19 protein-coding genes are annotated in these 14,260 nt (G+C 54.1%); all 19 read right to left on the reverse strand.

The features are described 5' to 3' along the window. Positions 1-5: 5 nt before the first annotated feature. The 19 genes from rarD to rpsH all read right to left on the reverse strand — a co-directional run bounded on the left by rarD (position 6) and on the right by rpsH (position 14,259). Complete coding sequence (rarD, locus tag Q0N43_RS03540) at positions 6-902, reverse strand: EamA family transporter RarD (RefSeq protein WP_295442611.1); 897 nt, start codon at positions 900-902, stop codon at positions 6-8. A 29-nt stretch (positions 903-931) separates the two neighbouring features. Next, positions 932-1,153, reverse strand: a complete 222-nt coding sequence (locus Q0N43_RS03545) for a hypothetical protein (RefSeq protein WP_295442614.1) — start codon at positions 1,151-1,153, stop codon at positions 932-934. Positions 1,154-1,295: 142 nt separating this feature from the next. Then, positions 1,296-1,850 carry a hypothetical protein gene (locus tag Q0N43_RS03550; protein WP_295442617.1) on the reverse strand — a complete coding sequence of 185 codons (555 nt, stop codon included), beginning with the start codon at positions 1,848-1,850 and terminating at the stop codon, positions 1,296-1,298. A 125-nt stretch (positions 1,851-1,975) separates the two neighbouring features. Further along, complete coding sequence (locus Q0N43_RS03555; RefSeq protein WP_295442759.1) at positions 1,976-4,072, reverse strand: prolyl oligopeptidase family serine peptidase; 2,097 nt, start codon at positions 4,070-4,072, stop codon at positions 1,976-1,978. Positions 4,073-4,386: 314 nt separating this feature from the next. Next, positions 4,387-4,800, reverse strand: a complete 414-nt coding sequence (rplQ, locus tag Q0N43_RS03560) for a 50S ribosomal protein L17 (RefSeq protein ID WP_295442620.1) — start codon at positions 4,798-4,800, stop codon at positions 4,387-4,389. A gap of 111 nt (positions 4,801-4,911) precedes the next feature. Next, complete coding sequence (locus Q0N43_RS03565) at positions 4,912-5,973, reverse strand: DNA-directed RNA polymerase subunit alpha (protein WP_295442623.1); 1,062 nt, start codon at positions 5,971-5,973, stop codon at positions 4,912-4,914. A gap of 100 nt (positions 5,974-6,073) precedes the next feature. Continuing rightward, a complete protein-coding gene (gene rpsK / locus Q0N43_RS03570) occupies positions 6,074-6,463 on the reverse strand; it encodes a 30S ribosomal protein S11 (protein WP_125229604.1) in 390 nt (129 codons plus the stop codon). Between the two features lie 74 nt (positions 6,464-6,537). After that, the gene (gene rpsM, locus Q0N43_RS03575) at positions 6,538-6,906 is read right to left on the reverse strand and encodes a 30S ribosomal protein S13 (protein WP_295442630.1); all 369 of its coding nucleotides are present in this window, start codon (positions 6,904-6,906) and stop codon (positions 6,538-6,540) included. 175 nt (positions 6,907-7,081) lie between these two features. Continuing rightward, a complete protein-coding gene (rimK, locus tag Q0N43_RS03580) occupies positions 7,082-7,987 on the reverse strand; it encodes a 30S ribosomal protein S6--L-glutamate ligase (protein WP_295442632.1) in 906 nt (301 codons plus the stop codon). Then, positions 7,984-8,460, reverse strand: coding sequence for a RimK/LysX family protein (locus tag Q0N43_RS03585; protein WP_295442635.1), 477 nt, complete (start codon positions 8,458-8,460; stop codon positions 7,984-7,986). The genes rimK and Q0N43_RS03585 overlap by 4 nt, the downstream gene beginning before the upstream one ends. Beyond that, entirely contained in the window at positions 8,461-9,159 is a 699-nt protein-coding gene (locus tag Q0N43_RS03590; protein WP_295442639.1) for a hypothetical protein, read from the reverse strand. Positions 9,160-9,279: 120 nt separating this feature from the next. Then, the gene (locus tag Q0N43_RS03595) at positions 9,280-9,924 is read right to left on the reverse strand and encodes an adenylate kinase (protein WP_295442641.1); all 645 of its coding nucleotides are present in this window, start codon (positions 9,922-9,924) and stop codon (positions 9,280-9,282) included. A gap of 36 nt (positions 9,925-9,960) precedes the next feature. Continuing rightward, positions 9,961-11,337 carry a preprotein translocase subunit SecY gene (secY, locus tag Q0N43_RS03600; protein ID WP_295442643.1) on the reverse strand — a complete coding sequence of 459 codons (1,377 nt, stop codon included), beginning with the start codon at positions 11,335-11,337 and terminating at the stop codon, positions 9,961-9,963. Between the two features lie 172 nt (positions 11,338-11,509). Next, positions 11,510-12,046, reverse strand: a complete 537-nt coding sequence (rplO, locus tag Q0N43_RS03605) for a 50S ribosomal protein L15 (protein ID WP_295442646.1) — start codon at positions 12,044-12,046, stop codon at positions 11,510-11,512. Between the two features lie 39 nt (positions 12,047-12,085). Next, complete coding sequence (rpmD, locus tag Q0N43_RS03610; RefSeq protein WP_125229596.1) at positions 12,086-12,262, reverse strand: 50S ribosomal protein L30; 177 nt, start codon at positions 12,260-12,262, stop codon at positions 12,086-12,088. Between the two features lie 5 nt (positions 12,263-12,267). Further along, positions 12,268-12,975: a 30S ribosomal protein S5 gene (gene rpsE, locus Q0N43_RS03615; protein ID WP_295442652.1), complete on the reverse strand. Its 708-nt coding sequence runs from the start codon at positions 12,973-12,975 to the stop codon at positions 12,268-12,270. Between the two features lie 2 nt (positions 12,976-12,977). Next, entirely contained in the window at positions 12,978-13,331 is a 354-nt protein-coding gene (gene rplR, locus Q0N43_RS03620) for a 50S ribosomal protein L18 (protein ID WP_295442654.1), read from the reverse strand. Further along, positions 13,331-13,864: a 50S ribosomal protein L6 gene (rplF, locus tag Q0N43_RS03625; protein WP_295442657.1), complete on the reverse strand. Its 534-nt coding sequence runs from the start codon at positions 13,862-13,864 to the stop codon at positions 13,331-13,333. Before rplF ends, rplR begins: the two co-directional genes overlap by 1 nt. Then, on the reverse strand, positions 13,864-14,259 hold the full coding sequence (rpsH, locus tag Q0N43_RS03630; RefSeq protein WP_125229593.1) for a 30S ribosomal protein S8: 396 nt from the start codon (positions 14,257-14,259) through the stop codon (positions 13,864-13,866). The genes rplF and rpsH overlap by 1 nt, the downstream gene beginning before the upstream one ends. Between the last annotated feature and the right edge of the window lies 1 nt (position 14,260).

Here is a 14,260-nt window from a genome sequence, read left to right on the forward strand (position 1 = left end):
AGGGCTTAGGCCTTTGCGGCCCGATAGGTTTTGATCGCATCTGCGCAGAATATCGCGATACTGAACCAAATAAGGATGAAGCACGCCAGTTTGGTTGTGCTTAACGGTTCGTCATAGGCATAGAAACCCAATAAAAATGCTATCGACGGCGCGATATACTGAACGAAGCCAAGGCTGGCATAACTCATCCGCTGCGCCGCTGTTGCAAACATCAACAGCGGGATTGCTGTGACTGCGCCTGCAAGGATTAACAGCCCGGATGTCGTATAATCATCGCCGAACCCGCCAGTGCCAGCGTGCGCATACCAGAACACTGCGCCAAGCGATAAGGGCGCAAGCAACGTCGTTTCAATGGCGAGGCCAGGTACAGAGCCAACGGGCGTTACTTTGCGGATGAGACCGTATAGGCCAAAGCTGAGGGCCAAGGATACCGAGACCCATAATGTGTCGAGCGCATCGCCGATGAGGATAGCAACGCCAATGGCGGCGACCGCGACAGCCACCATTTGCAGCGGACGAAGCCGCTCACCCAGAAACAGCCACCCGAGAAGCACATTCACCAAGGGATTAAGATAATAACCCAGGCTGGCGGCCAATATGTGATCGGTGGAAACAGCCCAAATATATATGAGCCAATTGACAGCAATCAGCGTCGCTGTTGCCAGCAAGTTGCGTAAATGCACCTTGTGCCGGAAAATAGCGCCATATTCGTGCAACTGCTTGCGAAACGCCATGATTACCAGCAGCAATGGGATCGACCATAATATCCGCTGCGCCACGATAGCTATTGGCGGCACGTGGTTCAAAAGCTTAAAATATACGGGCATGAAGCCCCAGATCAGATAGGCTGATATCGCATAAGGCAGGCCGCTGGCCAGCTCGGTTTGTTTATCATCTGCCATGTTTTAAAGCATCCGCCCTCAATACAGGGTCAGATAATCCCGCCGCCAATCCAGAGGCGAAGTGCGCAAATCGCCATGACCACCAGACAAAAATTACGGCCGCCATTTTTATCCGAGATAAGCCCAAACACCGCGCCAGCACCGGCGATCAAGATGATGAACCAGTTCAGCCATCCCAGAAACGGGATGAACCCGATGAAAGACAGGATAAGGGCAATGAGGCCCAGAAGGATCGCGATAACATTTACCATGTGCGGACTGTGGCGCGTTTTGGGCGGCGTGGCAAGTAAAGGCAGTCGCGACATACGCAATCGCGGCAGCAAAATATGCAGATGACAAGAGGCTCAGGCTGTTGCCAACCCAAGCCCCTTTGCCTTCATGCGTTTTTAGGCATTAGCGCCATTGTTCGAGGCCCCTATAGTCGATATCCAAGACACGGCCCTGCTCAACGGTACAACTAAACCGTCCCTTGTTATATCCGCGACCGTACGCGTTGGAGTCGGAGCGATTATAGCGGTCGTTGCCATAGGCATTGTAGCCGCGACCGGCATCTTGGACGACAACATTGCCGTTCACGCGATAGCCGTAACGTGTGCGCTGAATGTCACGGATTTGCGTCACTTCCGAACGGCTATAGCCATTTGCCCGGCGTTCAACATTATGAACACATTGGTTGACCGCATCACGGCTATTTCCGCTGCGATAGGCATTGGAATTGCGCGCACGATTATAGTCATAATTGCCGCCATCATCATAACGATTATTATTGCCAGCGGAAAGCACGGCGGCCAGACCACCGAGCACAACTGCTCCAGCAATAATCTCGCCAGCGCTGATCCCGTCACGATGACGGTCATAGCGATCCTGCGCTTGAGCAGGGGCAACGGCGCTAACCAAAACTGCCGCAGCAGCTCCGGCTCCAAGCAAGCTTTTGGTCATGTATTTCATCGTCATTCTCCAGGTCGGGCGCAGTCATTTCTGGCCGATGGAGACGAAGTAGCCGATTCGGTTTGACCGGATGCTGAATTGACTTGTCAGCATCCGTTCATACAAATCAGCGTTTTTATGAACGATTATTCGGTCAGCTTCAGGCCCGTCCATTTTGCGAGGAACGCATAAATGTCCGAATATTCGTCGATCACCTTGTCAGTTGGCTTACCCGACCCGTGGCCAGCTCGGTTTTCAATACGGATGATTTTGGGTTTGCTTCCGGTCTCTGCGGCTTGAAGGGCGGATATATATTTGAAGCTATGGCCCGGGACCACGCGGTCGTCGGTGTCCGCGGTCGATACAATGACGGCGGGATATTCGACTCCTGATTTGATGTTGTGATAGGGCGAGTACGTCATCTGCATTTTGAAATCGGCTTCCCTGTTCGGATAGCCATAATCGTCGACCCAATAACGGCCGGCGGTAAACCGGTCAAAGCGAACCATGTCCATGACACCCACGGCAGCATGTCCCGCCGCAAATAGATCAGGCCGCTGGTTCAGCGATGCGCCGATCAGCAAGCCACCATTGGAGCGGCCTTCGATCGCAATCTTGCCCTTGGCCGAAATGCCACTGGCAATCAGATATTCCGCCGCCGCGGCAAAATCGTCAAAGACATTCTGCTTGTTCATCAGGCGGCCTGCATCATGCCATGGCTTGCCATATTCCCCGCCGCCACGAATGTTCGCAAGCGCAAATACGCCGCCGGACTGGAGCCAAGCCATCCGCGTTGCCGAATAAGTGGGCGTCTGCGAAATGTTGAACCCGCCATAAGAATATAACAATGTCGGCGCGCCTTGGGACAGGTCAAGGTCCTTCTTATGCACGATGAACATCGGAATCTTCGTGCCGTCCTTTGATGGGTAGAATATTTGGGACACCGAAAAATCTTGCGGGTTGAAGCTCAACCTCGGTTGCGCAAATGGTGTCGATATCCCGCTGTTGCTGTCAAATCGGTAGACGGCGCCCGGCTGATTAAAGCTAGAAAAGCCATAAAATGTCTCCGCGTCGCCCGGTGTGCCGGAAAAGCCGCTGGCAGTGCCAATCGCGTTCAGTGCGATTTCCTGAACAGGCTGCCCTGCAAGGTCCGTCATCAGCGCCATCGATCTGGCGTCCTTGATGTACGACAAGATCATACGGTTGCCGACGATTTGCACCCGAGACAGCGTTTCTGTGCGCTCAAGGATGAGGTCAGCAAACACGGGCGACTTTGCTCCAAGGTCGACGCGCACAACCTTTAGCTTTGGCGCATCCTTGTTGGTAGTGAACCACAATATATTGCCCATGCCTTCGATAAGGCCCCAGTCATTATCGAGTCCCTTGACCAAAGGCTGCGCCTTCCAATTGGGGCTTTTGCCAAGCGGCATCACGTGCAGCTCATATTTCTCATCCGTGCCTGACGAGGTGGTGATCACCGCCCATTTGCCGTCATGCGTCACTTGCGCGCTGTGCCCATATTCAGGCTTCTGGGGCGTTGCGTAAATCGCTTTGTCTTCCGACTGTGGCGTGCCGATTTTGTGATAGTAAACCGTCTGGTTATAATTCAGCTGCTGGAACGCTGCGCCTTCTTGTGGTTCGGCGAAACGCGAATAGAGAAATCCTGCATTACCCACCCAACTGATATTCGTGAATTTGGCCCATTTGATTTCGTCGGCCAAAACTTTGCCCGTCGCGGTATCCAGCACCTTGAGTGTGCGCCAGTCGGAGCCACCGTCCTGAATGGCATAAGCCAGCAGCTTGCCATTTTTCGAAGGCACCCAGCTATCCAGCGCCGTTGCGCCATCCTGTGCCCAGCCATTCGGGTCAAGCAACACGCGGTCAGCACCCGTGAGGCCTTTACGCACATATAAAATCGACTGGTTTTGCAACCCGTCATTTTTGTTAAAGAAATAATAGCCACCCGCCTTTTCAGGAAGGCCAAAGCGTTCATAATCGAACAGCTTCTTCATCCGGTCGGCAAGAATTTTCTTGCCCAGCAAAGTTGCCAGATACGCATCGGTGACGGCATTTTGTGATGCCACCCAATTTGCGACTTCGGCATTGACGCGGACATCATCCTCAAGCCAGCGATAGGGGTCAGCCACCTTTACGCCGAATTGTTCATCGACGACATTTACGGTCTTCGTTTTGGGATAGATCAGGCCGGCAGTGGCGTCGGTGGTTGCCGCGCCCTGGGCCATAGCGATAGACGAAATTGGCATCATCATGATCGTAGCCCCAAGCAAAAGTGCGCTTCGCATAAATTCATTTCCCCAACGTTCAATTCTTTATTCTGGGCGTAAAGCGTCAGTCAGATAACGCCAACCATATTGCGCTTCGTCCGGGCGTTAAAATCGCAAATTCGTCGCATTCATGGGTCAGGTGTCGGCTATGGTGGAGATGCTTAACAAGCGGCATGTCACAGTCGCAAGGTCTAGGGTCAGGACCTGAGGCAAAGAAAAAGGGCGGCACCCTTTTGGATACCGCCCGTTTGAAATTCTAACGTGCAACGCGTTTACGCGTCGTCGTCCAGCACTTCTACTGGACCGCTGTCTTGACCCTTGGCATCGACATTGCGATCAACAAGTTCAATAACGCCCATTGGCGCGGCGTCCGAACCACGGAAGCCAGCCTTAATCACGCGGCTGTAACCACCGCTACGGTCGGCATAGCGGGTTGCCAGTTCGTCAAACAATTTCGCCAACTGCGTGTCGTCCATCAAACGGCTCATCGCGAGGCGACGGTTGGAAAGGCCACCCTTTTTCGCAAGCGTTATCAGCTTTTCGATATAGGGGCGCAGTTCCTTCGCCTTTGGCAAAGTCGTCTTGATTTGTTCATGCTTGATAAGCGACGCTGCCATGTTGCGAAGCATCGCGGTACGGTGCGACGTGGTACGCTGCAGCTTACGGTGGCCAACTTTATGGCGCATATCTTTTTCCTTCGTTCGTAGGGGGGCCGTATCAGGTACCCCGATCCTGGCCAGTTAAGGGCGGCCATTTCCCTGTTTGCTGGGCCAAAGCAACGCCTTGGCCCAAATATTTTAACCGAGCAGCTCTTGTTCGAGCTTCTTGGCCATTTCTTCAATATTCTCTGGCGGCCAACCGGGAATGTCCATGCCAAGGCGCAAGCCCATCGATGACAATACTTCCTTAATCTCGTTCAGCGACTTGCGGCCGAAATTAGGTGTACGCAACATTTCAGCTTCGCTCTTTTGAACAAGGTCGCCAATGTAGATGATGTTGTCGTTCTTCAGGCAGTTTGCGCTGCGCACCGACAGTTCCAACTCGTCGACCTTCTTGAGAAGGTAACGGTTAAGCTGGTTCGCATCCGATTCTTCCGAAGAAGCCGAAGGTGCAGCCATGCCAATCATCGGCGATGACGCGGCCATCGAATCTTCGAAGTGCACGAACACTTGCAACTGGTCCTGAAGGATGCGGGCGGCATAAGCCACAGCGTCTTCTGGCGTTACGGTGCCATCGGTTTCGATGGTCAGCGAAAGCTTGTCATAGTCCAATTCTTGACCGATGCGGGCGTTGTCGACCTTATACGCAACCTGACGCACGGGCGAATACAGGCTATCAACCGGGATCAATCCGATTGGAGCATCTGCCGGGCGGTTGGCGACTGCAGGCACATAGCCCTTACCGCTGTCGGCTGTGATTTCCATGTTCAACGTAGCGCCTTCGTCAAGATGGCAGATGACGAGGTCAGGGTTCATCACTTGGATGTCGCCTGATACCGCAATGTCGCCAGCGGTTACAGCGCCAGGGCCAGTGGCGGAAAGCTGAAGACGCTTGGGGCCTTCGCCTTCCATCCTCAGGGCGACCTGTTTAATATTCAAAACGATGTCAGTGACATCTTCGCGCACGCCAGCAAGCGACGAGAATTCATGCAAAACATTCTCGATCTTGATCGACGTTATCGCTGCGCCCTGCAACGATGAAAGCAATACGCGACGCAGCGCGTTACCGAGCGTCAAGCCAAAGCCACGCTCAAGCGGCTCGGCAACAAATACTGCCTTACGCTTCGCATCGCTACCTGATTTCAGTTCAAGTGCGTTGGGCTTTTTCAGTTCCTGCCAGTTCTTGATATTGACGGACATGGATTTCCCCTTGGGTTTTGCAAAACCGGCAGTTTGGTGCACCGTGCCGGGTCGCGGGTAAAAGAAGGAACGACTGAACAGCCGCCCCTGAAACGAATGCTTAGACGCGCCGACGCTTGGAAGGACGAACGCCATTGTGCGGAATCGATGTCACGTCGCGAATCGAGGTGATGGTGAAACCCACTGCTTGCAAAGCGCGCAGCGCGGATTCACGACCCGAGCCCGGGCCCTTCACTTCGACTTCTAACGTGCGAACACCATGTTCCGCAGCTTTCTTGCCAGCATCTTCTGCGGCAACCTGCGCTGCGTAAGGGGTCGACTTGCGGCTGCCCTTGAAACCCATGGTTCCTGCGGAAGACCAGCTGATCGCGTTGCCTTGGGCATCAGTGATCGTGATCATCGTGTTGTTAAAGCTGGCATTGACGTGCGCGACGCCTGCCGAGATGTTTTTGCGCTCCCGCTTTTTAATGCGCTGTGGTTCGCGTGCCATATTGAAATCCTAATCTTACAAAAACCGTTATGTGCCTCAGGCGGAGAAATAAAATTCAGTCCCTCGGACTATTCTTATTTCTTCTTGCCCGCGATTGCCTTGGACTTGCCCTTACGGGTGCGCGCATTGGTATGCGTGCGCTGACCACGGACGGGAAGGCCCTTACGATGGCGAAGGCCACGGTAGCAGGCGAGATCCATCAAACGTTTGATGTTCATCGATGTGGTGCGGCGCAGATCGCCTTCTACGGTGTAGCCCGCATCGATGGTTTCGCGGATTTGCAGAACTTCAGCATCCGAAAGATCCTGCACACGACGGCTCTGATCAATTCCTAGCTTTGTCGCGATTTCGACGGCTTTAGTGCGGCCGATACCGTGAATGTAGGTAAGCGCAATGATCACGCGCTTGTTGGTTGGAATGTTAACTCCGGCAATACGTGCCAATTTATTTACTCCTGCTCCACAGGTGCCCCGAAAGGACAAACCCTATCTCAACGCTGATGATATCCCGAAACGCACAAAACCAGCGGACGCATAAACGCGCTGCTGGCTGCACCAGTTATTCGGGATTAGCCGCGCCATACAGTGAGTCGCGCCAACTGTCAAGGCCAGAGGCGCGCTACCCCTTGCCTTTAGTCTTGGTTTTACCATCGCTGGCGTTTTCTTCGATAAACTCGATGATCTTGCCTGCAATATCCTTACCGCTGGCTTTTTCAATACCCTCGAGCCCCGGCGAGCTGTTCACTTCCATGATCACCGGTCCATGATTGGACCGCAGCATGTCAACGCCAGCGACATTTAATCCCATCGCGCGTGCGGCGCGGACGGCGGTTGACCGCTCCTCAGGCGTAATCTTGATTGATGAAGCCGTGCCGCCGCGATGCAGGTTCGACCGGAAATCGCCCTCTGCGCCCTGACGCTGCATCGACGCAACGACCTTATTCCCAATAACGAAGCACCGGACATCAGTGGCATTCGCCTCTTTGATAAATTCCTGCACAAGGATGTTAACATTTGCACCGCGAAACGCCTCGATAACCGAACGGGCCGATTTCTCGGTCTCGCCTAAGACCACCCCGATGCCTTGCGTGCCCTCAAGCAATTTGATGACGACGGGCGCACCGCCCACCATCTGGATCACTTCGTCGGTCTGGCGCGGGTCATGGGCGAAAGCCGTCACAGGCAGGCCAAGTCCCTTACGCGCCAAAATCTGCAACGACCGCAATTTGTCGCGCGACCGGCCAATGGCCACACTTTCATTCAGTGACCACACATTCATCATCTCGAACTGGCGCAAAACGGCAAGGCCATAAAAGGTCACGGACGCACCGATACGCGGAATAACCGCGTCATATTTGCCAAGCTTTGCACCCTGATAATAAGCCTCGGGACGATGTGAGGTGATATTCATGGTCACCCGTAAGGTGTTTAAGATGTCGATCTCGTGACCGCGCGTTTGCGCAGCCTCAACAAGGCGTCGGTGAGAATAAAGGGTTGCGTTCCTTGCCAACATCGCGATTTTCATGTGCCTGTATTTCCTTGATTGTCGGGTTTTCCCAACACCCACCGTCGCCCGCTGTTGACGAGGAAGCCGCGCCGTAACGCCCGCCGACCAATTAGCAAAGGAAACGCCATGGATCGCCGGTTAGCTAAGGTGATCTGCCCGTTCCAGCAGAGCTTACCAAAACAAAATTGCGCAGAGATGACATAACGGTCTTGTCGTTCACCGTTGGATGACCGCACCATGCGGCGGTCAATGATGGGGGCTTCATAACGCTTGGGTTTTTCACCCGAATTCAGCCGGAACCAGAATTCGACATAAGGTTTGCCGTTGCGCGAAATGGGCTTGATACGCGTTGCGTGAATGGAAGATGTCGCCGCACCCGTGTCCATTTTGGCATGCACTTGTGACAGGCCAAGACTTGGCACATCAACCATCTCGCACCAGCCTATTTCGACTTTATTGCTAGATTTCGGGCTGCGTTCCCCCGTCCGCAATTAATTTTGCTCCATTCGAGGCGACTCACTTGCGGAGACATCTTCGTCAGGCTTTGCTGTGCTGCCTTCAGACGCTTCGTTAGAGGCTGCTTCTTCAATTGTCTCGATATCCAGCTTGAAGCTATCCACTTTGGGTATTTCCGTCCCTGCAGGCGCGAAAGGCGACAGCATGTTTTTAAACTGCTCGCCAAGCACCTTATCAACAGCAGGGGCGATCTCTGATACTTTGTAGCGCATATAACCGCCCACTAAATAGGAGAAGCTAACACGCGTGGTCGCATTGTCCTTAGCACGCTCCATAGCAACGGTTAGCGTGCCAATCACGGCCTCTGACTGCAGCGGACCGAGCGCACCTTGCATGCGCAATACCCTGCCCGGTTGCACAAATATAACACGCATATGCTCGACGCTACCGACGGTCTTCAGCTTGCCATTCTCGTCGGCCTCCTGAAACAGTTCGCAAAAACAACCATTGGCTTGGGCATCAATATAAAAACCCGCGCTTGAACCCGACCAGCTATGCGCCTTGTTCCAATAGTCCTTCGGTGAAAGCAGGCGTTCCCAGATTTCCTCAGGCGTCGCGTTCACGGTCGAAATATGAACCGAGTTGAAGCCTGTATCTGACGCAGCTTTGACTTCAGCGAAGGCTGGAGAAGACAGTGCCGCAAGAAGGGCGGCAGGAAAGAGGACGCTTTTCATGTGAAAGGTCTAGCCCCGATTTTACGGAAATAAAAGTCTCGTTCATTTTGGACGAAATTGTCAATTCCGACTGTACTGCGTGAACACGCGAGGCCCCTGCTTACACACAGATCACAGGGGTCAGCCTATAATAGCGTCGATGGCGTCGGTCACGTCCTCAATCGATGCCATGCCATCAACCCGGCTGACGAGGCCGCGCGCATCGTACAGAGGCAAAATGGGTTCAGTCTTTGCGCGATATTCCGCCATGCGGGTCCGCACTGTTTCCTCATTGTCATCCGGACGGCGCTTGAATTCATGCGCACCGCATTTGTCGCAGGTGTTCGCAACGACGGGTTGCTTGAACACGTCATGATAGCCGTCGCCACAATTCGCGCAGGTGTAGCGGCCAACCACGCGCGCAACCAACGCGTCTTCGTCAACGACGAGTTCGACAACATGGTTAAGCGTCCGGTTACGCGCCGAAAGCAAAACATCCAACAACGCTACTTGAGGCGCAGTGCGCGGATATCCGTCGAAGATGAGGCCCTTATCGGCGGGAATGGCGTCCATATGCTCGCCAAGGATTTCCGCCATCAATTCGTCGGGAAACAATTTCCCGGCCTTCATGATTTCATCCGCCATTTTGCCGACATCCGAACCAGCCTTAACCGCCGCACGAAGGATGTCCCCCGTCGACAATTGGACCATGCCATATTTCTCGACAAGAAACGCAGCCTGCGTGCCCTTACCTGCGCCCGGAGGCCCCAAAAGGATGATATTCATGAAACGTTTCCCCGATTCGTTTCGATGTCGCACCGTTTAGCGGGCGCGTCCACCCTTCAGCTTTGCCTTTTTCAGCAGGTCACCATATTGATGCGCGAGCAAATGGCTCTGGATCTGCGAGATGGTGTCGATGGTGACATTAACCAAAATCAGCAAGCTGGTCCCGCCAATGGCGAAAAACTGCTGCTGCCCGGTTTGTGCCATCATATAATCCGGCAACAAACAGACCAAGGTCAGATAAGCCGCACCAAGCACCGTGATACGCGTCAGCACATAATCGAGATAAGATTCGGTGTTCTTGCCGGGACGGATGCCCGGAATGAACCCACCAGCCTTCTTTAGATTCTCCGAAGTTTCCTCCGGATTAAACACGACTGCGGTGTAGAAAAAGCAGAAGAATATGATGCCAAGGCCATAGAGCAGCAGATAGACAGGCTGGCCATGCGCCAGATATTGGTTCAACGTAATGACGAAGTCACCCATCGCGCTTTCACCTGCAACATTGTTACCGCCCAATTGCGTGATCGTGATCGGCAAGAGCAACAATGAGGAAGCAAAGATCGGCGGGATAACGCCGGCTGTGTTGATTTTCAAAGGCAAGTGGCTGCGGTCGGCCTGCATCATGCCGCGCTGCGTTGCGCGCTTGGGATATTGGATCAGCACGCGGCGTTGGCCACGCTCCATGAAGCAGATCAAAAGCGTCAGGCTTACGAACATCGCGAGGAACCCGACAATGATGAACCCGCTGATCGAACCTGTGCGACCGCCCTCCAGCAACTGCGCAAACAAACGTGGCATTTGCGCGACGATACCAGCCATGATGATGAGCGATATGCCATTCCCGATACCGCGCGACGTGATTTGTTCACCCAGCCACATGAGAAACATAGTGCCGCCGATAAGGCTGATGGTTGCGACAACACGGAACATCATGCCCGGTTCGACCACAGCGCCAATGCCATTGGCGGCCGCAAGGCTTTCAAGACCAGCGGCAAGGAAATAGCCCTGAACCGCAGTGAGGAACACCGTGCCATAACGCGTATATTGGTTCAGCTTCTTGCGCCCGCTCTCGCCCTCTTTCTTGATCGCGGCAAGCGTCGGTGACAGTGATGCAGCAAGCTGCACCACAATCGAAGCGGTGATATACGGCATAACGCCAAGCGCGATGAGGCTCATCCGCTCAAGGCTGCCGCCCGAAAAGGTGTTGAAAATATCGAGAACACCACCAGCGGCATTGTTGGCATATAAGGCCGCCTGAGCGATAGGATCGACGCCAGGCAATGGCACGAAACTTAACAAACGGAATATGATGAGCGCGCCTATTGTGAACCAGATGCGGTTCTTAAGCTCTGTTGCCTGCCCGAACTTCGATAGATTGAGGTTCGAGGCCATTTGGTCGACCCTAGATGCCATGATATTCGTTCCTTGGTTCCGGATTGACGCCAAGCACAATTTGCGTGCGCATCGGCTTAACCCCAAAAATTACGCCTGACTGTATCCGGACGGCCCCCAGAAATGTCAAACCCCGCCAGCCCATATCGGGAAGCGGGGCTGGCATGACAAGAGCGAAGTCGTCGCCTTAATCTTATTTCTTAGCCGCAGCGTCTTTAGCTGCGTTCTTGACGGAAGATTTCTTTGCAGCCGCCTTTTCCGAAGCCGAAACCTTGACCAGCACCTCAACCTTACCGCCTGCCTTTTCAACAGCTTCAATCGCTGCCTTTGAAGCGCCAGCAACCGAGAAGTTTACCTTGGCGGTCAGTTCACCCTTTGCGAGCAGACGAACGCCGTCCTTGCCGCCACGCGCAAGGCCAGCGGCCTTCAATGCAGCATGGTCAACAACCGCCTTGATGTCGATTTTCTTGGCGTCGATGAACTTCTGAATCATACCAAGATTTACTTCGGCATGGTCCTTGGCAAAGATATTGTTAAAGCCGCGCTTTGGAATACGCATGTGAAGTGGCATCTGGCCGCCTTCAAATCCGTTGATTGAAACACCTGAACGGCTGGTCTGACCCTTTTGGCCGCGGCCTGAGGTTTTGCCCTTGCCTGAACCGATACCACGGCCAACGCGCATACGACGATGGCGTGCGCCTTCGTTATCTTTAATGTCATTCAATTTCATGTCGTGCACTCGCTTTCGCTTTAATTCGCGCTAATATTATCAGTCCTGAATTTGGACCATGTGACGAACTGTGCGGATCATTCCGCGCACTTCGGCAGTGTCTTCGATTTCGACAACGCGGTTCATCTTGTCAAGGCCAAGGCCTTTCAAAGTTGCGCGCTGCGAAGCGGGACGGCGGATCGGCGAACCGGTTTGTTTAATCTTAATCTTCGCCATATCGATTACTCCGCAATAGCTTCTGCGTCGGCTTCAGCAGTTTTGCTGCCACCGCGACCAAGAAGGTCAGCGATTTTCTTGCCGCGACGCTGCGCTACCGACTTGGGGCTTGTCTGTTCAGACAAGGCCGCAAAAGTAGCACGGATCATGTTATATGGGTTCGACGTGCCAACCGACTTGGTCACAACGTCCGCAACGCCAAGGCTTTCGAAGACGGCACGCATTGGGCCACCTGCGATGATCCCGGTACCTGCAGGTGCCGAACGCAATGTTACCTTGCCCGCGCCGAAATGGCCCTTGCCGTCATGGTGCAAGGTGCGGCCATCTTTCAATGCAACGCGGATCATCGATTTCTTCGCAGCGGCAGTTGCCTTGTTAATGGCTTCTGGCACTTCGCGCGCCTTGCCATGTCCAAAGCCTACGCGGCCTTGACCATCGCCAACAACGACGAGTGCTGCAAAACCAAAGCGCTTACCGCCCTTAACTGTTTTCGAAACGCGGTTGATGTGGACGAGCTTTTCGATCGTGCCATCATCTTCTTCCTGCGCTGGACGACGATCGTTGTTGTTACGACCACGGCCACCGCCGCTACCGCCACCACGATTGTCACCGCCGCCACGACCGCCACGACCGCGACGCTGGCCTTCAAGAGCGGCTGCGTCAGGTGCTGCACCATCAGTGATGGGTGCAGTGCTTTCAGTGTTTTCAGCCATCATTAAAACTCCAATCCGCCTTCGCGCGCTGCATCAGCAAGCGCTTTGACGCGACCATGGAACAGGAACCCGCCACGATCAAATACCACGCTGGAAATGCCAGCTTTCTTAGCTGCTTCGGCTACCCGCTTGCCAACATCAGCCGCAGCTTCAGTTGTCGAGCCGTTATTCGCCTTTACGCCCTTGTCGAGGGTCGAAGCGGACGCAATGGTCGCACCCTTCGAATCATCAATGACTTGCGCGTAAATATGACGGCCAGTGCGGTGCACGGAAAGACGCGGACGTCCAGCAACCTGCGCCCGCAACTTCGAGCGAACGCGCTGACGACGACGTGCAAAGAGAGACAGTTTTGCCATTATTTCTTCTTCCCTTCCTTACGGAAGATATATTCGCCGCGGTACTTGATGCCCTTGCCTTTATAAGGCTCTGGCTTCCTCCAGCGGCGAATTTCGGCAGCAACCTGCCCAACCTTCTGCTTGTCGATACCTGAAATTTCCACCGTGGTGTTATCAGGTGTCTTGATTTCGATGCCCTCAGGGATCGCGAAGTCAACATCATGGCTGTAGCCAAGCTGCAACTTCAACATCTTGCCCTGGCTGTTGGCGCGATAACCAACGCCGGTGATTTCAAGCACCTTAGTAAAGCCTTCGGTCACACCCGTTACGAGGTTCTGCACCAACGTCCGCTGCATACCCCAGAAGGCGCGCGCCGCTTTGCTGCCGTTCGCAGGCTTCACCAAGAGACCATCGTCCTGCATCTCGTACGAGATCAGTTCGCTCATAGGCATTGTCAGTTCGCCCTTCGGTCCTTTGACCGAAAGCGTGCCCGCTTCCATGCTGGCGGTAACACCTGCAGGAATGGGAACAGGTTTCTTACCAATGCGGCTCATTAGAATACCTCCGCCAGGATTTCGCCGCCGACATTCTGTGCACGCGCTTCCGCGTCCGACAGAACGCCCTTGGGCGTCGAAACGATGGTGATGCCAAGGCCGTTACGGATAACCGGAAGCTCCTGGCTTCCTGAATATACGCGGCGACCTGGCTTTGAAACACGCGCGACATGCTGGATTGCAGGCGCGCCTTCGAAATATTTCAGCTCAATGCGAATGCCCTTATGTGCACCCAATGCTTCTTCGCTGTAACCACGAATGTAGCCTTCACGCTGCAACACATCGAGAACGCGGGTACGCAGGCTGGACGCTGGCGAGACTACAGAGTCTTTCTTCGCCCGCTGGCCGTTGCGGATACGGGTGAGCATATCACCCAATGGATCGGTCATTGCCATC

The organism is Sphingorhabdus sp. EL138 (genome assembly GCF_945882965.1).
Lineage (GTDB): Bacteria > Pseudomonadota > Alphaproteobacteria > Sphingomonadales > Sphingomonadaceae > Sphingorhabdus_B.